Source organism: Rhodococcus sp. OK519 (assembly GCF_003051005.1).
In the GTDB taxonomy this organism is placed as follows: Bacteria; Actinomycetota; Actinomycetes; order Mycobacteriales; family Mycobacteriaceae; genus Prescottella.
Genome location: NZ_QAOW01000007.1, coordinates 152,803 through 170,679 on the forward strand (window position 1 = coordinate 152,803; position 17,877 = coordinate 170,679).

Annotated in this window: 18 protein-coding genes; 8 read left to right on the top strand and 10 right to left on the bottom strand. The window is 68.2% G+C overall.

The features are described 5' to 3' along the window. The first annotated feature begins 19 nt into the window (after positions 1-19). The 4 genes from C8K36_RS18145 (at position 20) to C8K36_RS18165 (ending at position 4,150) form a co-directional block, all read left to right on the top strand. A complete protein-coding gene (locus C8K36_RS18145) occupies positions 20-1,687 on the top strand; it encodes a class I adenylate-forming enzyme family protein (RefSeq protein ID WP_107985915.1) in 1,668 nt (555 codons plus the stop codon). Further along, on the top strand, positions 1,684-2,166 hold the full coding sequence (locus tag C8K36_RS18150) for a nuclear transport factor 2 family protein (RefSeq protein WP_107985916.1): 483 nt from the start codon (positions 1,684-1,686) through the stop codon (positions 2,164-2,166). Before C8K36_RS18145 ends, C8K36_RS18150 begins: the two co-directional genes overlap by 4 nt. A gap of 243 nt (positions 2,167-2,409) precedes the next feature. After that, positions 2,410-3,333 (top strand): TIGR03619 family F420-dependent LLM class oxidoreductase, encoded by a 924-nt coding sequence (locus C8K36_RS18160; RefSeq protein ID WP_107985918.1) that lies wholly within the window; start codon positions 2,410-2,412, stop codon positions 3,331-3,333. Between the two features lie 88 nt (positions 3,334-3,421). Next, the gene (locus tag C8K36_RS18165; protein WP_107985919.1) at positions 3,422-4,150 is read left to right on the top strand and encodes a helix-turn-helix domain-containing protein; all 729 of its coding nucleotides are present in this window, start codon (positions 3,422-3,424) and stop codon (positions 4,148-4,150) included. Here C8K36_RS18165 and C8K36_RS18170 read toward each other — a convergent pair. Both C8K36_RS18170 and C8K36_RS18175 read right to left on the bottom strand, forming a co-directional pair. Continuing rightward, positions 4,087-4,476 (bottom strand): VOC family protein, encoded by a 390-nt coding sequence (locus tag C8K36_RS18170; protein WP_107986053.1) that lies wholly within the window; start codon positions 4,474-4,476, stop codon positions 4,087-4,089. The genes C8K36_RS18165 and C8K36_RS18170 overlap by 64 nt on opposite strands. A gap of 54 nt (positions 4,477-4,530) precedes the next feature. After that, positions 4,531-5,448 carry a mechanosensitive ion channel family protein gene (locus C8K36_RS18175; protein ID WP_107985920.1) on the bottom strand — a complete coding sequence of 306 codons (918 nt, stop codon included), beginning with the start codon at positions 5,446-5,448 and terminating at the stop codon, positions 4,531-4,533. 163 nt (positions 5,449-5,611) lie between these two features. Between C8K36_RS18175 and C8K36_RS24875 the strand changes: the two genes are divergently transcribed. Continuing rightward, on the top strand, positions 5,612-5,944 hold the full coding sequence (locus C8K36_RS24875; RefSeq protein ID WP_181319625.1) for a hypothetical protein: 333 nt from the start codon (positions 5,612-5,614) through the stop codon (positions 5,942-5,944). Positions 5,945-5,951: 7 nt separating this feature from the next. Here the strand turns inward: C8K36_RS24875 and C8K36_RS18185 are convergent, their stop codons facing one another. The 8 genes from C8K36_RS18185 to hsaA all read right to left on the bottom strand — a co-directional run bounded on the left by C8K36_RS18185 (position 5,952) and on the right by hsaA (position 15,306). Further along, positions 5,952-6,740, bottom strand: a complete 789-nt coding sequence (locus C8K36_RS18185) for an SDR family NAD(P)-dependent oxidoreductase (protein WP_107985921.1) — start codon at positions 6,738-6,740, stop codon at positions 5,952-5,954. Positions 6,741-6,836: 96 nt separating this feature from the next. Further along, on the bottom strand, positions 6,837-7,487 hold the full coding sequence (locus tag C8K36_RS18190; RefSeq protein ID WP_107985922.1) for a PaaI family thioesterase: 651 nt from the start codon (positions 7,485-7,487) through the stop codon (positions 6,837-6,839). After that, entirely contained in the window at positions 7,484-8,356 is an 873-nt protein-coding gene (locus C8K36_RS18195) for a MaoC/PaaZ C-terminal domain-containing protein (RefSeq protein ID WP_107985923.1), read from the bottom strand. The genes C8K36_RS18190 and C8K36_RS18195 overlap by 4 nt, the downstream gene beginning before the upstream one ends. Then, the gene (locus C8K36_RS18200) at positions 8,356-9,564 is read right to left on the bottom strand and encodes a lipid-transfer protein (RefSeq protein ID WP_107985924.1); all 1,209 of its coding nucleotides are present in this window, start codon (positions 9,562-9,564) and stop codon (positions 8,356-8,358) included. The genes C8K36_RS18195 and C8K36_RS18200 overlap by 1 nt, the downstream gene beginning before the upstream one ends. A gap of 12 nt (positions 9,565-9,576) precedes the next feature. Next, positions 9,577-11,781 carry an acyl-CoA dehydrogenase gene (locus tag C8K36_RS18205; RefSeq protein ID WP_107985925.1) on the bottom strand — a complete coding sequence of 735 codons (2,205 nt, stop codon included), beginning with the start codon at positions 11,779-11,781 and terminating at the stop codon, positions 9,577-9,579. Between the two features lie 42 nt (positions 11,782-11,823). Next, positions 11,824-12,987, bottom strand: coding sequence for a steroid 3-ketoacyl-CoA thiolase (locus C8K36_RS18210; protein ID WP_107985926.1), 1,164 nt, complete (start codon positions 12,985-12,987; stop codon positions 11,824-11,826). A gap of 291 nt (positions 12,988-13,278) precedes the next feature. Further along, positions 13,279-13,917, bottom strand: a complete 639-nt coding sequence (locus C8K36_RS18215; RefSeq protein ID WP_181319626.1) for a TetR family transcriptional regulator — start codon at positions 13,915-13,917, stop codon at positions 13,279-13,281. Between the two features lie 222 nt (positions 13,918-14,139). Beyond that, entirely contained in the window at positions 14,140-15,306 is a 1,167-nt protein-coding gene (gene hsaA, locus C8K36_RS18220) for a 3-hydroxy-9,10-secoandrosta-1,3,5(10)-triene-9,17-dione monooxygenase oxygenase subunit (RefSeq protein WP_107985928.1), read from the bottom strand. A gap of 308 nt (positions 15,307-15,614) precedes the next feature. Here hsaA and C8K36_RS18225 point away from each other — a divergent pair, with 308 nt between their 5' ends. The 3 genes from C8K36_RS18225 to C8K36_RS18235 are packed head-to-tail and all read left to right on the top strand — an operon-like array spanning position 15,615 to position 17,836. After that, positions 15,615-16,772, top strand: coding sequence for a Rieske 2Fe-2S domain-containing protein (locus C8K36_RS18225; RefSeq protein WP_107985929.1), 1,158 nt, complete (start codon positions 15,615-15,617; stop codon positions 16,770-16,772). Continuing rightward, the gene (locus C8K36_RS18230; protein ID WP_107985930.1) at positions 16,753-17,016 is read left to right on the top strand and encodes a hypothetical protein; all 264 of its coding nucleotides are present in this window, start codon (positions 16,753-16,755) and stop codon (positions 17,014-17,016) included. Before C8K36_RS18225 ends, C8K36_RS18230 begins: the two co-directional genes overlap by 20 nt. 28 nt (positions 17,017-17,044) lie before the next feature. Further along, positions 17,045-17,836, top strand: a complete 792-nt coding sequence (locus C8K36_RS18235) for an SDR family NAD(P)-dependent oxidoreductase (protein ID WP_107985931.1) — start codon at positions 17,045-17,047, stop codon at positions 17,834-17,836. Positions 17,837-17,877 lie beyond the last annotated feature (41 nt).

Sequence of the window (17,877 nt, forward strand, 5' to 3'; positions counted from 1 at the left end):
CATCGAAGAAAGGTCACTCATGACAGCCCCCGCCGATCCGCAACTGCACCTGGATCAGGTCATGTCCCGTCTCACCGGCTCCGGCGGACCGTTCGAGATCAACGAGGAAGAAGTCCTCGGCACGCGTATGCCGGTCATGAAGAACCGGGACCGGGCTGTGGGCGATCTGCTTGCCCAGTCCGTCAAGTGGGGCGACCGCGACTACCTCGTCACCGAGGACCGCCGCGTGTCCTTCGCCCAGCATGCTGCCGACGCATACGCCCTGGCAGCGGCGCTGAAGGAACGCTACGGCGTGGACAAGGGCGACCGCGTCGCGATCCTCGCAGCCAACACCCCCGAGTGGGTCACCACCTTCTGGGCGACGCAGGCACTCGGTGCCATCACCGTCGGCCTCAACGGCTGGTGGGTGCCGCGCGAGATCGAATACGGCCTGCAGCACAGCACCCCCAAGGTCGTGATCGCCGACGCCAAGCGCAGCGCCACCCTCGCCGGCGTCGATACGACCGGCATCGCGGTGCTGACGATGGAGGAGGATCTCCCCGCGCTGTTCGCGGAGTTCGCCGGCGCTGGGCGCCCCACCGTCGAGATCGACGAGGACGATCCGTCCGTCATCCTCTTCACGTCCGGGACCAGCGGCCGCCCCAAGGGCGCGCTGCACTCGCACCGCAACCTGCTCGCGGTCGTCGACTACCACCGCTACAACGGCGCGCTCATGGCGGCATTCACGGGTAAGCCCAGCGATCCCGACGTGCCGACCGATATGCGCGACCTGCTCACCTCGCCGCTGTTCCACATCGCGAGCCTCCACAACCTGGCGGTCCCGCGTCTGGCGATGGGTGGCGCACTGGTCATGAACCAGGGGTCGTTCGACGTCGATCGGATCCTCGGTCTCATCGAGCGCGAGCGCGTCACCAACTGGGGCGCCGTCCCGACGATGGCCTCCCGACTGCTCGAGCACGGCAACCTCGGCAAGTACGACCTGTCGTCTCTGACGTCGTTCTCGCTGGCGTCGGCACCGTCGTCGATCGCGTTCAAGGACCGTCTGCGCGAGCAGGTGCCGTTCGCCCGCAATGCCCTCGTCGACAGCTACGGGCTCACCGAGTGCAGCACCGCGATCGCCGTGGCCACCTCGGCGGAACTCGAGGAGTACCCGGGCACGCTGGGCCGGCCGATCATCACGGTGAGCATGGAGATCCGCGATCCGTTCGGCGAATGGCTGCCCGACGGCATGGAGGGCGAGGTATGCGTGCGCAGCCCGTTCGTCATGCTCGGCTACTGGAACGATGCCGACGCGACCGCGAGCTCGATCACCCCTGACCGCTGGTTGCGCACCGGCGACTACGGAATCGTCGAGAACGGCCGCCTGCGCCTGACCGGACGTCGCTCGGACCTGATCCTGCGCGGCGGCGAGAACGTCTACCCCACCGAGATCGAGCAGACCATCGACGAGCACCCCGCGGTACAGGAGTGCGCGGTGGTCGGTACCCCGCACCCCGATCTGGGTCAGGAGGTGTCGGCAGTGGTCGTGGTGACGCCGGGCGAGACGGTCACCGAGGAGGAACTGCGGGAGTTCGCAGCCGAGCGCCTCTCGTACTTCAAGGTGCCGACGCTGTGGCGCATCACGACGGACCTGTTGCCGCGCAACGCGACCGGCAAGATGAACCGCCGCGAGATCCACGTTCGATGACGACCTTCACGGTCGAACGCCTGGGCGCCGTCGAGGCGATCCGCGACCTCTCACACCTCTACACGCACCTCATCGACGAGGCGCGTCTGGAGGAGGTCGCGGATCTCTTCGCGCACGCGGTGTACGGGCAGTGCGACGGTGCCGGGACGCCGCTGGGGCCGGTGCGCGACTCCGACCCCAGCGGCGTGCTGGACGCGTGCCGCGGATTCATCCGGATGCACGGCACGCCCCCGCGTCCGCGGACCAAGCACGTGGTCACCAATCTGCGCGTCGACATCGCCGACGACTGCCGCACCGCCACGTCGCTGTCGTACTTCACGGTGCTGCAGGCAACGGAAGCGCTTCCTCTGCAGCCGATCCTGGCCGGACGCTACTTCGACGCGTTCGCAGTCCGCGACGGCGAGTGGATGTTCACGCAGCGACTCACGTGCATCGACCTGGTCGGAAATCTCAGCGAGCACGCTCAGCGCACTCTGTGAGAATCTTCCCCTTCGATCGATCTTGATGAGGAAGAATCGATGTTCAAAGCTGTAGCGCTGCTCGCCCGTAAGTCCGAACTCCCTGCCCGGTCTTCGCACCACATCTCGGTGACGTCGAAGATCGGGTCGGCCACGCCCGGAGCCCGCACGCTGTCGGTGAGGTCGACGAAGTTGCGGCGGGGGTACGGCGCGATGCCAACGACAAGCGAGCTGCCGCACACGTAGCCGCAGAACAGGAGCACCATGCAGGTCGGTCTGAACATCCTCGGAGCCGAAAACCTCTATGCCGGACGGATCCGCCCGGTGCTCGATGTCGCCGCGGCCGCGGACCGCGCGGGGATCGATATGATCACCACCGGGGATCACATCGGTTTCAACGCGGACGCGCACGCGGAACGCGTTCGTACCCATGGCTTCCCGTTCCCGATCGAACATGACTGGTACGAACCGCTGTCGCTGCTGTCGTCGGTCGCCGCCGTCACCGAGCGCGCACTACTCAACGTGTCGGTGCTGATCGCAACGGTGCGACCGCCGGTACTGCTGGCCAAGCAGATCGCCACCCTCGACCGACTGTCCGAGGGCCGGGCCGCGATCGGCATGGGTGTCGGCTGGCAGGAGGCCGAGTACACGGCCACCAACATGCCGTTCGACGCCCGCTTCGGCCGCATGGAGGACACCGTCCGCGCGTGCCGCGAGCTGTGGACCCAGGCGCCGGCCACCTTCCAGGGCCGCGAATTCTCGTTCGAGGATTTCCACGCTCGCCCCTTCCCGGTGCAGACCCGGGTGCCGGTGATCTTCGGGTTCGGCCCCAGCCAGCGCAATTTCGATCGGATCGCCCGCATCGCCGACGGCTGGACGGCCAATCCCGCTGACATGCAGACCTTCTCGGACAGCGTCGCACTGCTGCACAACACCTTCGAGGCACACGGCCGCGACCCTCACTCGGCCATCGTGCAGGTATCGGTGGGCCCCGAGCGCCGCGACGACGGCACCGTCGACCTCGACGCCACCGCAGAGAAGACCCAGGCCTGGCATGCCGCCGGCGCGACCGTCGCCGTGTTCCGGCCCGCAACTTTCTGTGCAGCGGGAGAAGAGGTTCCGCAGCTGATCGAGTGGGCGGTAGGACTGAAGTCCACAGCCGGAACCACGCAGGAGGCAGCGCGATGACGACGGTAGGCATGGACGAGGCGATCGCCTAACTGCTCGACAAGCAGGCTGGGCTGGACCTGTCGGCACTGCGTGCTCTACTGGGGCCGTGTACACCGAGCACCCGTCACACGTGATTCCCGGTGCGACCGTCTGGCGCACCGTCCGTTCGTCGGACGGCACCGTGCTGCCCGACGGCTGCATGGATCTCGTGTGGCGCGGCGGCACGGTCCTGGTCGCGGGGCCCGACACCGAGCCGTTCACGGTCACCGCGTCGTCCGAGCCCGGCGTGGGGGTGCGCTTCCCACCCGGTCTGCTCCCCCACATCCTGGGCGTCCCGGCCGCGCACCTGCGCAACGCGCGGGTGCCGCTCGACGACATTGTCGGCAGGTCGGGCGGCACGGCCCTCACCGGGTTGGACCCGGCCGACGCCGCCGCGGCGTTCGAGTCCTTCGCGGCGGGGCGTCTGGCGGAGTCCGGGCAGCCGGACCCGGCCGTGACGGTGGCCGCCCACCTGCTCGGGACGGGAATGTCGGTGGCCGCCGTCGCCGAGGCCACCGGACTCTCGGCGCGCGCGCTGCACCGCCTCGGCAACCGCAGCTTCGGCTACGGACCCAAGGCCCTGGCCGGCATCCTGCGCCTCGCGCGCGCCCGCGGCCTGGCCGAGCGCGGGATGTCGTCCGCCGCCGTGGCGGCCCAGTGCGGCTACGTGGACCAGGGCCATCTCATCCGCGAGTCCCGTCGCATCACGGGACGTCCGTTCGGGGAACTGCGTCAGGACGGCAGAGCCGCGAAGAGATCCACCCCGTTGCCGTCGGGGTCCGCGATCGTCGCGTAGCGCTGCCCCCACGGGGCGTCGAACGGCTCGACCTCGGCGTGTCCGGCCTCGGCGAGACGCGCCCACACCTCGTCCACCTCGGCGGGACTGCTGCACTCGAATGCGAGCGACACACGCGCGTCGCCGGTAGGCGGGGTGTACGGGCCACCGAACGACTCCACGACCTCGACGGTGTCCCACATCAGACGCACCCCGCCGGCGACGACCTCGACGTGCGGCTGGGACTCGATGTCGGCAGGGATGTCGAGGCCGAGGAGACGGTAGAAACTTAGCGACGCTGCGAGATCCGTCGTCACCAATCCGATTGCGTTCAGCTGAGGAATCATGGTGGCCACGCTAGCCGCCCCCCGGCGACCGGCGATTGGATGTTTCGGACAGGCTCAGCCCTGGGCCCCGCTGCGCATCGCGGACAGCATCGCGAGCGGGGCGCCGATGTCGTGCTCGTCGAACGCGGTGAGCACAGCCTGCGTGATGTACCGCTGCACCGCCCACTGCTGCCCCGGCTTGACCCGCACGGTCAGCCGAAGCATCACAGCCTCGGCTGTCACGCCGTTGACGCCGAGCATCTGCGGTCGTTCGAGGACCGCGTCGGCGATCACTTCCTCCTCGGTGGCCTCGATGGCCGCGGTGAGTGCGATCTGGGTGGCCCGGGGCACGGCCGCGCTGTGCGCGATCGGGAGGTCGATCACCGCGACGGCATGGCCCTGACTCATGTTGCCGACCCGGGCGATCTCACCGTTGCGGCAGTACCACAGCGTGCCGTTCAGGTCCCGGATCGTGGTGACGCGCAATCCCACCGTCTCGACGGTGCCGGACGCCTCGCCGACGTCGATGATGTCGCCCACCCCGTACTGGTCCTCGAGCAACATGAACATGCCGGTGAGGAAGTCGCGCACCAGGTTCTGTGCGCCGAAGCCGAGAGCTACGCCCACCACGCCGGCGGACGCGACCAGCGGTGCAACGTTGACGCTGAACACCGTGAGGACCTGCAGCACGCACCACGTCAGCGTCACGATCGAGATCCCGGACTTGAGCACCGACCCGATGGTGCGGGCGCGCTGCGCTCGCCGCTGGGCGGCCACCGAGTCCCGGGTGCCGGCCGGCAGTCGGTCCCGGAGCGGTCGCAGCAGCCCGGGCTCGCCACCGGGTCTCTCCCGAGTGGCACGGTCGACGATGCGGTTCAGCACGAAACGCAGGACGAGCGCGATCACGATATAGACCGCGATCTGGATGGGCCGCTCGATCAACCACGTTCGCGCACTGTCGGACAGTTCGATTGCAGTCGGTTCGTACGTCATCCCAGCCGACCCTACGGAAGATCGACCCGGTCGGCTGGGCACCGCAGAGGCGGCACCCGCCGACCGGCTCCGACGTGAACGCCGGGGTGAATCCGGCCGATCCCGCCCCGACCGGGCGATCCGTCGTGTTTCATTCGTCCGAACAAACGAAAGGAAGCCCGACATGGCGTCTGACTCGATGGGCCGTCGCGTACGAGCTGCGCTCGCGGCTGCGGTGGTGGCGGCGGGGACCGCAGCGGTGATGGCCTACGCGCCCGGCACGGCGGCCGCCGCGCCGGAAGCCTACGAGCCGAGCAGCGTGGCCGGCAGCCTGAGTTTCAGCCTCCCGGACGTGGTGACGTCGTTCCTCGACCAGCTCGGCTTCGGCAGCCTCGGCAGCTCGTCCGGCGGAAGCCTGGGCAGCTCCGACACCGGCAGTGCCGGCAGCCTCGGCAGCTCCGACACCGGCAGCTTCGGCAGCTCCTACGGCAGCATCGTCGACTCCCCCAGCGCCTGACCGGAGGTCAGTCCACCTGCGGCGCCCACTGGACACCGTTGATGTGCCCGCCGCCGTCGACGAACAGCGTGTTCCCGGTGACGTACCGTGAGTCGTCGCTCGCCAGGAACGTTGCGACCGGACCGATGTCGTCGAGCGGATCACCGATGCGACCCATCGGATTGGCCGACGCCATCGACGCCGCCATCTGCGGGTTGGCCTCCGCGACCCGCTTGTACGCCTCGCTCTGGGCGCCCGGGCAGATCACGTTGCAGCACACCTGCTTCGGCGCCCATTCGCGGGCAGCGGTGCGGGTGAGCGTGCGCAGCGCCTCCTTGGCGGCGTTGTAATGCACCGAGTACATGTGCGCGTTCACGCCGTTGAGCGAGCACAGGTTGATCACCCGACCGGTGCCGCGCTTCTCCAGTTCGGGCAGGGCGCGCTGCATCGCCCAGAACGCGGCCATCACGGCCATGTCGAAACCGCCGCGCAACTGGTCGTCGGTCATGTTCTCGAACCGCGCAAATCCCGAACTGCGCCAGGCGTTGTTCACGAGGATGTCGAGGCGGCCGAACTGCGCGACGGCGCCGTCGACCATGGCGTGCACCTGGTCCTTGTCGGTGATGTCGGTCTGCAGGAACTCCGCCTTGACGCCCCACTCGTCGCGCAGCCATTGCGCGGTCGATTCCCCGGCGGCCGGATCGATCTCGGCCACCAGCACGTTTGCGCCCTCACGCGCGAACGCGCCCGCGATACCCCGACCGATACCCATTCCGGCACCGGTGACGATCGCAACCCTCTCGTCGAGCTTTCCCACAGTGGATCACCTCTCCCTTCGAAGTCCCTGGAAGAGCTGAAGGGCCCCTTCACGCGCCGACAGCGCACGAAGGGACCCTTCAGCTCGAGCAGACAGTTACCGCGGGCGCGGCACCGATGCGTCGATGAACAGTCCCTCCACCGACACGCACACCTCACCGGCGGCGTTCTTGATGTCGCCGACGGTGTGAATCTTGCGGCCCTCCACCGATTCCTGCTTGCCGGTGATGGTCAGCTCTTCGAACAGCGGCGTCGGACGGCGGTATCGCACGTTGAGCTGCGCGGTCATGCCGGCCTGGCCGCCCCACGCGTTCGCGACACCGAGCACGTGATCGAGGAGCAGCGCCGAGACGCCGCCGTGCACGCACCCGGGAGGGCCCTGGTACGGCAGATTCAGCGTGACGACGCCCTGCACCGAACCGTCTCCGAGGCCCCGGAGGACGAGTGGCGGCGCGATTGCGTTCTCCGGTCCGGTGATGGGGTCGTGCCGGGTGACGCCCTCACCGCTCCACATGTCGATCATGCGCTCGGCGACCTCGGGAGCGTGCTCCTCGAGATGATCGGCGATGCTGTTCAACTCCTCCGCGACGCGGTCGAGATTCGCGTTGTCGCGATCGGTGCGCAGCATCGCGTCGATCACGCGTCGCGCCGCGGCGGTCGCGCGATCGACCGGCGCATCCTGCGGCGCCGACGTCAGCACGGTCCCGTGCGGATGGGTGTGCGTGGTGGGGTGGTCCCCGGTCTTCACGAGCGAACCTCCATGGTGGCGTGAGTCAGTACCGGCTGGCCGTCGCGCTCGGGGCACGTCGCGAGCAGGGTGAGCTGGTCTCCGTCCTGCCAGACGGACGTCTCGATGGTCTCGCCCGGGTAGATCGAGCCTGCGAAACGGACCGAGAAGTTCTGCACGCGTGCGGGATCGCCGCCGAGCACGCCGTCGACGACGGCCTTGCAGACGACGCCGTACGACGCGAGCCCGTGCAGGATCGGACGGTCGAAGCCGGCCATCTTCGCGAACGCCGGATCGGCGTGCAGCGGGTTCATGTCGGCGCTGAGCCGGTAGACGAGTGCCTGCTGCGTGCTGGTCGGCGAGACGAGGACCTTGTCGGCCTCGCGCTCGGGCACCGAACTGGTGACCTCCGGTCCGGCGTCGCCGCCGAAGCCACCTTCACCGCGTGCCCAGATCTGCATGCCCGTGGTCCACAACGGGTTTCCGCCCTGGTCCGTCGCGGACTGCTCGAGCACGATGACCGCGGCCTTGCCCTTGTCCCACACGTCGGCGACGCGCGAGGAGATCCGCGCGGAACCGGTGGTCGGGATCGGCGCGTGCAGCGTCAGCGACTGGCCGCCGTGCAGGATCTTGCGCAGGTCGATGTCGATGCCGGGCATGTTCATCCCGGCCGGCTTCAACGTGCCGGCAGAGACACCCTGGCCCGCGACCATCGCGAACGTCGGCAGGACCCGCAGGCCCTTCTCGTACACCCAGCCGAGCTCTGCGGGGTCGAGCGAGTTCACACCCGCGCCGAGGCCCAGGTGGTACAGCAGGACGTCGCGCTCGGTCCAGTTGGCTTCACGCACAGTCGGTTCGGCCGACAGCGCGGTGTTCACATCGATGGGCATTACGACTCCTTGGAGATGGTCCCGGCCTGGTACAGCGTGACGACACACGCGCCACCGAGACCGAGGTTGTGCTGCAGACCCACACGGGCGCCGTCGACCTGACGGGCGTCGGCCTTGCCGCGCAGCTGCCAGGTCAGCTCGGCGCACTGCGCCAGGCCGGTGGCGCCGAGTGGATGACCCTTCGAGATGAGGCCGCCGGACGGGTTGACGACCCACTTGCCGCCGTAGGTGGTGCCGCCGGACTCGACGAGCTTGCCGCCCTCGCCCGGCTCACACAGGCCCAGGCCCTCGTAGGTGATGATCTCGTTGATCGCGAAGCAGTCGTGCAACTCGATGACGTCGACGTCGTCGACCGTGAGGCCCGACTCGGCGAACACCTGCGCGGCTGCGGCCTTCGTCATGGGCGCACCGACGACGTCGATCATCGACCTGTCGGCGAACGCTTCCGCGGTGTCGGTCGTGAGGGCCTGCGCGACGATCTCGATCGCCTGGTCCTCGAGGCCGTGCTCGCGCACGAAACGCTCGCTGACGACGACCGCGGCGCCCGCGCCGTCGGACGTGGGTGAGCACTGCGAACGCGTGAGCGGCGCATGGATCATCTTGTCGTCCAACACCTGCGCCAGCGTGTACTCGTCACGGAACTGCGCGTACGGGTTGTTGACCGAATGCTTGTGGTTCTTGACCGCGACGGACGCGATCTGCTCGGCGGTGGTGCCGTAGCGCTCCATGTGCTCGAGCGCGGCGTTGCCGAACAGCTGTGCCGTCATGGGACCGCGGCCCCACTCGTGCTTGGCAGTCATGACCTTCAGGTGGTCGTCGAGCGTGGTGACCTTCGGCATCTCACCGGAACCGGTGAGCGCGTTCTTGGTCATCTTCTCGAAGCCGACGGCGAGGGCGACGTCGACGATGCCGCCCTGCACCCACTCGCGCGCCATCATGAGCGCCGACGAGCCGGTGGCGCAGTTGTTGTTGACGTTGATGATCGGGATGCCGGTCAGGCCCGTCTCGTACAGCGCGCGCTGGCCGGCGGCCGACGGCTGGAAGACGTACCCGACCGCAGCGCGCTGCACCTGGTCGTACGAGATGCCGGCGTCGGCGAGGGCGGTGCCCACGGCCTCGGACACCATGTCCGGGTACTCCCAGTCACGGGACTCGATCTTCTCGAACTTGGTCATGCCCACGCCGATGACGAACGTGCGATTACTCATGCCTTGTCGAACTCACTTTCCGGGTTCGGGATCGCGCGGCAGACCAAGGATCCGCTCGCCGATGATGTTGAGCTGCACATTGGTGGTACCACCTGCGATCGACATGCACTGCGAGTTGAGGAACATTTGTGTCGCGGAACGACGATGCTGCTCGCCGAGCAGGGCGTTCGGGCCGGCCCAGTCCATCGCGACCTCCCACACCTGCTGGATGTGTTCGACGCCCAGCAGTTTCGCGATCGACGACTCCGCGCCGGGCTGCGCGCCGGTGAGCGAACGCAGCGTCGTGCGCAGGCCCATCAGCCCGCCGGACTGCGCGTCGCACAGCACCTTGCCCAGAACGGTCATTTGTTCGGCGTCGAGGCCACCGGGGATCTCGGCCGCGAGGTCGAGCAGCGCCTCGCCACCCGAGCCGAGAGACGAGTCGTGCGACAGCGAGACGCGCTCGTTGGCGAGGGTGGTGCGGGCCAGCTTCCAGCCGTCGCCGGGCTCGCCGACCAGGCACTCGTCGGGGACGAAGACGTCGTCGAGGAACACCTCGTTGAACAGCGCCTCGCCGGTGATCTCACGCAGCGGACGGATGTCGAGGCCGCTGTTCTTGATGTCGATCAGGAAGTACGACAGGCCCTTGTGCTTGGGGGCGTCGGCGTCGGTGCGGGCCAGGCAGATGCCCCAGTCCGCCTCGCGGGCCATCGACGTCCACACCTTCTGCCCGTTGAGCTTCCAGCCGCCGTCGACCTTGGTGGCCTTGGTGGACAGGCCGGCCAGGTCGGAACCCGCGCCGGGCTCCGAGAACAGCTGGCACCACACGACGTCACCGCGCAGCGACTGCGGGACGAACCGCTCGATCTGCTCGGCGTTGCCGTGCGCGATCAGCGTGGGGATCACCCAGTTGCCGATGATCATGTCGTGCGGCGTGAGCGCGCTGCCGCGAAGCTCCTCCGCGATCACGAGCTGGGTGACGGCGTCCGCGCTCTTGCCCCACGGTGCGGGCAGGTGCGGCGAGGTGTAGCCCTTCTCCGCCAGGTACGCCTTCTGCTCGGCGCCCTCGAGCACCTTCGCGGGCTCGAGCTCGGCGCGCACGTCGGCGCGGATCTGCTCCGCCTCGGGCGGCAGATCGATGCTCAGCACTCGGCGGGCGCCCTCGATCGTCAGCTGCGCGACACGACGCTTCCACGAAGCGGTGGAGCCCAGCAGGATTCGCAGCGACTGCGCGCGGCGCATGTACAGGTGCGCGTCGTGCTCCCAGGTGAAGCCGATGCCGCCGAGGACCTGGATGCAGTCCTTGGTGACCTGGAAGGCCGACTCGAGCGCCACCGCACCGGCGACCGCAGCGGCCAAGGACGCCTCGGAGGCGCTGACGTCGTCGCCCAACGCGCGGGCGGCGTCCCACGCGGTGACGCGGGCCTGCTCGGTGAGGCTGAACATGCGGGCGGCCTTGTGCTTGACGCCCTGGAACTGCCCGATGACCCGGCCGAACTGCTGACGAACCCGGGCGTAGTCGGCGGCGGTGGTGGTCGCCCAGTCCGCCAGACCCGCCGCCTCCGCCGCGAACAGCGTCGCCGCAATGTCGAGGACGCGCTGCGAATCCAGCTCCAGCACATCACCGTCGGCCAGCTCGACGCCGTCGACGACGACCTCGGCGTTGCGGCGCACCACGTCGTGGCTGGGCAGCTCGGTGACGTCGAGGCGGTCACGCTCGACCACGACGAACGAGAGATTGCCATCGGCAGCGTCGGTGTCCTCTTCGGAGGCGGCGAGCAGGAACACGTCGCCCACCTGGCCGCCGAGGATGAAGCTCGACGTGCCCGACAGCGTGACCTTGCCGCCGTCCCGGACCAGCTTCAGCCCGCCGGGCTGCAGCGCGACCGCGCCGAACAGGGTGCCGTCGGCCAGGCCCTCGAGCTCGGCCGTGCGGCCGGCCTCGTTGAGAACCGCCGAGACCACCGCGGTCGGCAGAAACGGTCCGGGGACCATCGACCGGCCGAGCTCCTCGGTGACGATCGCGAGTTCGACCAGGCCGTAGCCGGCGCCGCCGACCTCCTCCGGCAGGTGCAGGCCCAGCATGCCCAGCTCGGCGAGCGAGCCCCAGTACGCGGGGCGCGTCTCGGCCTTGGCCTCGACCGCTTCCCGGATCACGGTCGGCGTCGCGTGACGCGCCGCCCAGCCACGCACGGAATCGCGGAGTTCGCGGTCTTCGTCACTCAGTCCAATGGTCATCGAATAATCCTCGGAAGTAGATGCGGCTCTGGGGAATCAGGGTCAGATGCGCTCGATGACGGTGGCGGTGGACAACGCACCGCCCGCGCACATCGTGATCAGCGCGGTGGAGCGGTCCGAGCGCTCGAGCTCGTGCAGCGCCGTGGTGATCAGGCGCGAGCCGGTGGAGCCGACGGGGTGGCCGAGCGCGATGGCGCCGCCGTTGACGTTGACCTTGCTCATGTCGGCCTCGAGGACCTGCGCCCACGACAGCACGACGGCCGCGAATGCCTCGTTGATCTCGACGATGTCGATGTCGCCCAGCGACATTCCGGCCTTGGCCAGCACGTGGCGGGTGGAGTCGATGGGTCCGTCGAGGTGGTAGAACGGGTCGGAGCCGACCATGCCGGACGAGACGATCCGGGCGCGCGGGCGCAGACCCAGTGCCTTCGCCTTGTCCTCGCTCATCAGCATCACCGCCGCGGCGCCGTCGCTGATCTGCGACGACGAACCGGCAGTGTGGATGCCACCGTCCATGACCGGCTTGAGTGCGGCCAGGCCCTCGGCGGTGGTCTCACGCAGGCCGCCGTCGCGGGTCACGGTCGCGATCTCGCCGGTGAGCTCGCCTTCCTTCGTCACGACGGGCGCCTCGACCGGCACGATCTCGCGGTCGAAGCGGCCCTCGGCCCACGCCTGCGCGGCCCGGCGCTGCGACTCGAGGCCGAAGGCGTCGGTGTCACCGCGCTTGATGCCGCGGTTCGCCGCGATGCGCTCGGCGGAGGTGAACTGGTCGCCCAGATCCACCGTCCAGTCGTTCGGGTACGGAATGCCGGTGCCCGGGGCGAGCGCCTGGCCGAGGAACACGCGGCTCATCGACTCGACACCGCACGCGATGCCCGCGTCGATCTGGCCCGACGCGATCAGACCCGCCACCATGTGCACCGCCTGCTGCGAGGACCCGCACGCGCAGTCGATCGTCGTCGCGGCCGTCGTGTACGGCAGGCCCGCATGCAGCCACGCGTTGCGCGCGACGTTGTTGGACTGCTCGCCGGCCTGCGTCACGACGCCGCCGACGATCTGACCGATCTCCTCGGGAGCGACACCGGTGCGCTCCAGCACGGCGCGCTGGGCGGCACCGAGCAGGGTGGTCGGATGCAGGCCCGCGAGCTGGCCGCGGCGGCGGCCGATCGGGGTGCGGGCGGCCTCGACGATCACGACGTTGGTCATGGAGTGCTCCTCTGAAGAACTGCGAGTACGTGCAAAATCCACGAGTCGGTCCCGCATCGGGACTGTAACTCGTTCATTTTTGGAATGTATTCTACTTTCGCGGCGAGGGCAATGGCTCCACGGGAAGTGGGCCACACCCTCGGGGAACAGTGCCTCGCGCCACATTCAGTTCAAAGAGTCAGCGGATTACGCCATGTCGCCCGGGCCCGGTGCCACACCCCCGGCACGCGCTCCGCGAACGACTCCGGCCCCGCGAGATGCTCGCGAGGCCGGAAATAGAATTCATTTCAGTTATGCCATCCCGGCAACAGGAGGCAACTGTGCGTTCGACAGGTCCGCCAGCAGCAACCTGCACGCCGTACGGAGGTCCGCCTCGGCGTCCGGAACCGAGATCCGCCCGTTGAGGCACGACTGGATGATCCCGAACCACGCCGAGACCAGTAAACGGACGAGGATCGAATCGTTCTCCGTGACCTGATCCAGCCCGGCCGCGGCGAACAGCACGTCCCGGAACTGGCGATCCACCCGCGCGACGTCGGGGATCGTCGTGACCTTGGCCGTGCTCGTCGACTGGATCATCGCGTTCGCCAGCAGCGGTTGCCGCAGCAGCGCCCGCGTGGCGCGCAACAGGGTCTCGAAGATCTCGTCCTGCGGCGTCTCCGCCGGCTGCGTCCGCCGCGCGAAACCCTCGCCCATCTGGTCGATCTGGTCGACCATCACCGCGACGAACAGGTGCGTCTTCGATGGAAAGTAGCGGTAGAGGGTGCCGATCGCGACGCCCGCGAGCTTCGCAACCTCGTGCATCTGGACGCGCTCGAGGTCCTTCTCGGCGCCCAACTGGGCGGCAGCGTCGAGCATGCGGGTGAACCGCGCGCGCTGCTCCGCCGAACTCGGCTCGGCTGCGTCTCGTGCCTCGGCCACTCTCGGCACCGTCGACCCCCTACTCGTCCTCTGCATCGAAACCGTGCACCGCGGGGCGCCGTGCACACTGGAATGCTCCCAGCCGACACCTCCCGGCCGCAGCACTTCCGTTCAGTGGGAGTTGCGTTGTCCGGCGCAGGTACCTGCAATTGAGTTCATATCGAACCCGAAATCGATGCCGGACACAACCATGCAGGCCCGGACAACCCGGTGTGCGGGACAGGTCGAGGATCAGACCAAGTTGTCTTCGACCGGCAGACCGAACGCGCCGCGGCCGTACATCGCGAGGGCGCGGGCGGCGTCGTTGGCGACGTGCACACTGCCCGCGTGCGCGTCTCGCCACGCACGTTCGATGGGGTTGCCGCGGTTGAGCGAGTTGCCACCGGCGGTCTTGAACAGCACGTCGATGGCATCGATGGCCCGCTCGGTGCCGCGCACCTGATCACGCCGCGCGCGCAATCTCATGCTCATCGGCAGCGGCTGCCCGGCCTCGGCCAGCTCCAGCAACTCGCGGATGTTGCGATCCATCTGCAGGATCGCCGCGTCGATCTCGGACGACGCCCGCGCCACCGCGATCTGCGCGGACTGGTCCTCCGCGAAACGTCCGCCACCGAGACTGAGTCGGACGCGGTCGCGCATCGACGTCAGATAGGTCTCGTAACACCCCGCGACGGTGCCGATCACCGGCGCCGCGACGGTGCTCGTGAAGATTGCGGCGAACGGCAGCTTGAACAGCGGCGCGGGGTTCACCTTGTGCCCCGGCGCGCGCAGTTGCGCGACCTCGTAGTTACGAATCGTCCGGTACTCGGGCACGAACGCCCGCTCCACGGTGATCTCGTTGCTCGCGGTCCCGCGAAGGCCGACCACGTCCCAGACGTCCTTGATCCGGTAGTCGGTGCGCGGCACCACCACGGTCATGAAGTCCACCGGCCGCCCCTCGGCCCCCACCACGAGACCGCCCAGCAACGCCCACGATGCGTGGTCACAGCCCGAGGAGAACCGCCAGCTACCCGACAGTTCGTAGCCGCCGTCCACCGGAACCAGTTCCCCCACAGGCGCATACGCCGACGAGACGAGCGTCGTGCTGTCCTGCCCCCACACCTCGTCTTGGACCTTGACGTCGAACAGTCCCAGATGCCACGGGTGCACCCCCAGCACCGACGTGACCCACCCGGTGGAGCCGCACACACCCGAGATCGCGCGAACCACCTCGTAGAAATCGACCGGGTTGGACTCGTACCCGCCGTACCGCGCGGGCTGCAACATCCGGAAGACGCCGGCCGCCGTCAGATCCCGGATCGTCTGGTCGGACACGCGACGGGAGTCGTCGACGGTCTGCGCGCGCTCGGCGATGGCAGGTAACAGTTCGCGAACCGAACACAGGACGTCGTTGGGCATGTGGGTGATCCTCCACGACCCCGACCGGGGTCACATGTAGGGACAGGGGGGTACCCGCATGGTAGGTCGAGGTGGCGGCGGGCCGCGGGCCGGGCATCGACTCGGCCGACCGACGGGGCGTGCGCAACGCTCTCGCGGGACGGTCCCGCCCAGTGGGACTACCGAAATCCGGGTGATAGGTGTCACCTAGCGTGGCCCTCGACGCCACGACTGTGCATCCTGCACATGGGATGCTCGCCAGCGGCAAGCGCTCGACTTTCGCGGCGCGTCCGAACTCGAAAACTGCTTTCCCTGAAAGGACGGACGAAGTGACGCTCAATCAGTCCGATGAAACCGAAGTCCGCGAGATCGTCGCAGGTAACGCCCCCACCCGTTTCGCTCGTGGTTGGCACTGCCTCGGCCTGTCCGAGACCTTCAAGGACGGCAAGCCGCATTCGGTCCACGCCTTCGGCACCAAGCTGGTTGCGTTCGCCGACAGCAAGGGCGACATCCAGGTCCTCGACGCCTACTGCCGCCACATGGGTGGCGACCTCAGCCAGGGCGAGATCAAGGGCGACTCGGTGGCGTGCCCGTTCCACGACTGGCGCTGGAACGGCAAGGGCCGTTGCACCGACATTCCCTACGCCCGCCGCGTTCCCCCGGTCGCCAAGACTCGCGCATGGCCGACCCTGGACCAGGACGGCATGCTCTTCATCTGGCACGACCCCGAGGGCAAGGCTCCGTCCGACGAGGACATGTACATCCCCCGCATCGAGGGTGCGCTGAGCGACGAGTGGACCGAGTGGGTCTGGTACACCACCGAGGTCGACACGAACTGCCGCGAGATCGTCGACAACATCGTCGACATGGCGCACTTCTTCTACGTGCACTACTCGTTCCCCACGTTCTTCAAGAACGTGTTCGAGGGCCCGGTCGCCAGCCAGTTCATGCGCGGCGAGGCCCGCACCGACATGCGTCCGCACGCAGCCGGCGTCCCGAAGATGCTCGGCAGCCGCTCCGACGCGTCGTACTTCGGTCCGTCGTTCATGATCGACGACCTGGCCTACGAGTACGAGGGCTACGACGTCGAGTCGATCCTCATCAACTGCCACTACCCGGTGAGCCCCGACAAGTTCGTGCTCATGTACGGCATGATCGTCAAGAAGTCGCCGGCTCTCGGTGACAACGCGCTCGCGACGGCACAGAAGTTCGGCGAGTTCATCGCCAAGGGCTTCGAGCAGGACATCGCGATCTGGAAGAACAAGACCCGGATCGAGAACCCGCTGCTGTGCGAGGAGGACGGCCCGGTCTACCAGCTGCGTCGCTGGTACGAGCAGTTCTACGTCGACCGCTCCGACGTCACCTCGGAGATGACCGACCGCTTCGAGCACGAGATGGACACCACCAAGGCCGTCGCATCGTGGCGTCTCGTGGTCGAGGACAACCTCGAGCAGAAGGCGCGTGAGAATGCAGCCGCTGGAGTGTGATCGCTGCGGGGCGTGTGTGCTCGTGCAGAAGCACAGCTGGGAGCACACCGCCGTCCAGTGGAGCGAGACGGCGCAGGAAGCGTGCGTCGAGATCCACGACTGGGTGGGCCGGGAAGGACGCCCCGGCGCCCCGGTGATGCGATGCGAGTCGCTGAGTGCGGCCATCCAGGTCGCCGCACTCGACGGCCGGCTCGCCATCACCAACGAGGAACCCGTCCCCACCCCGCAGCTCGCGGAACACTGAGCCCGCTCTGCCTAGGAGAGAAGCCGACATGATCGACACCAACCAGTACGGTCCGTGGGCCGTCATCGCCGGAGGCTCCGAAGGCGTCGGCGCAGCGTTTGCCGACGAGCTCAGCAAGGCGGGGCTCAACCTCGTGCTGATCGCCCGCAAGCCGGGTCCGCTCGAGGAGACCGCTGAGAAGGTCCGTGCCAACGGCACCGAGGTTCGCACGCTGTCGCTGGACCTGCTGGCCGACGACGCCCTGGACCAGATCCGCAAGGTGACCGACGACCTCGAGGTGGGCCTGCTCATCTTCAACGCCGGCGCCAACAGCTACGGCCACGAGTTCGTCACCGGCGATCTGGCCGGGTTCAACGGGGTCATCAACCTCAACATCACCAAGCAGCTCGAGCTGTCCCACCACTTCGGCGCGAAGATGAAGGACCGTGGCCGCGGCGGCATCATGCTGCTCGGCTCGCTGGCCGGCTACATGGGCTCCGAGCACCAGAGCATCTACGCGTCCGCCAAGGCGTTCAGCCGCGTGTTCGCGGAGAGCCTGTGGCTCGAGCTCGAGCCGTTCAACGTCCACGTGGTGGAGCTGATCCTGGGCGTCACCCGCACGCCCGCGATGGTGCGTGCCGGACTCAACTTCGACATCCCGGGCATGATCGTCCAGGAGGCCGAGGACGCGGCGCGTGAGGGTCTCGAGCACCTCACCGACGGCCCCGTGTGGGTTGCCGGCGGCAACTACGCGGCCGCCGAGAAGCGCAGTGGCTTCCCCCGCGACAAGATGGTCAAGGGTGCGGCCGAGGCGATGCGCAAGCTGCTGAACCGCTCGTAGAATTCCAGACAGAATACAGCTGTGGCTGCGACCGAAAGGTC

What these genes read in the sequence shown, in the direction of transcription:
- C8K36_RS18175 (WP_107985920.1), bottom strand. Translation starts at nt 5,448, where the DNA reads ATGACGTACGAACCGACTGCAATCGAACTGTCCGACAGTGCGCGAACG.
- C8K36_RS18210 (WP_107985926.1), bottom strand. Translation starts at nt 12,987, where the DNA reads ATGACCAACGTCGTGATCGTCGAGGCCGCCCGCACCCCGATCGGCCGC.
- C8K36_RS18145 (WP_107985915.1), top strand. Translation starts at nt 20, where the DNA reads ATGACAGCCCCCGCCGATCCGCAACTGCACCTGGATCAGGTCATGTCC.
- C8K36_RS24875 (WP_181319625.1), top strand. Translation starts at nt 5,612, where the DNA reads ATGGCGTCTGACTCGATGGGCCGTCGCGTACGAGCTGCGCTCGCGGCT.
- C8K36_RS18195 (WP_107985923.1), bottom strand. Translation starts at nt 8,356, where the DNA reads ATGCCCATCGATGTGAACACCGCGCTGTCGGCCGAACCGACTGTGCGT.
- C8K36_RS18205 (WP_107985925.1), bottom strand. Translation starts at nt 11,781, where the DNA reads ATGACCATTGGACTGAGTGACGAAGACCGCGAACTCCGCGATTCCGTG.
- C8K36_RS18200 (WP_107985924.1), bottom strand. Translation starts at nt 9,564, where the DNA reads ATGAGTAATCGCACGTTCGTCATCGGCGTGGGCATGACCAAGTTCGAG.
- C8K36_RS18170 (WP_107986053.1), bottom strand. Translation starts at nt 4,476, where the DNA reads ATGATTCCTCAGCTGAACGCAATCGGATTGGTGACGACGGATCTCGCA.
- hsaA (WP_107985928.1), bottom strand. Translation starts at nt 15,306, where the DNA reads ATGCCCAACGACGTCCTGTGTTCGGTTCGCGAACTGTTACCTGCCATC.
- C8K36_RS18230 (WP_107985930.1), top strand. Translation starts at nt 16,753, where the DNA reads ATGCAGCCGCTGGAGTGTGATCGCTGCGGGGCGTGTGTGCTCGTGCAG.
- C8K36_RS18150 (WP_107985916.1), top strand. Translation starts at nt 1,684, where the DNA reads ATGACGACCTTCACGGTCGAACGCCTGGGCGCCGTCGAGGCGATCCGC.
- C8K36_RS18160 (WP_107985918.1), top strand. Translation starts at nt 2,410, where the DNA reads ATGCAGGTCGGTCTGAACATCCTCGGAGCCGAAAACCTCTATGCCGGA.
- C8K36_RS18235 (WP_107985931.1), top strand. Translation starts at nt 17,045, where the DNA reads ATGATCGACACCAACCAGTACGGTCCGTGGGCCGTCATCGCCGGAGGC.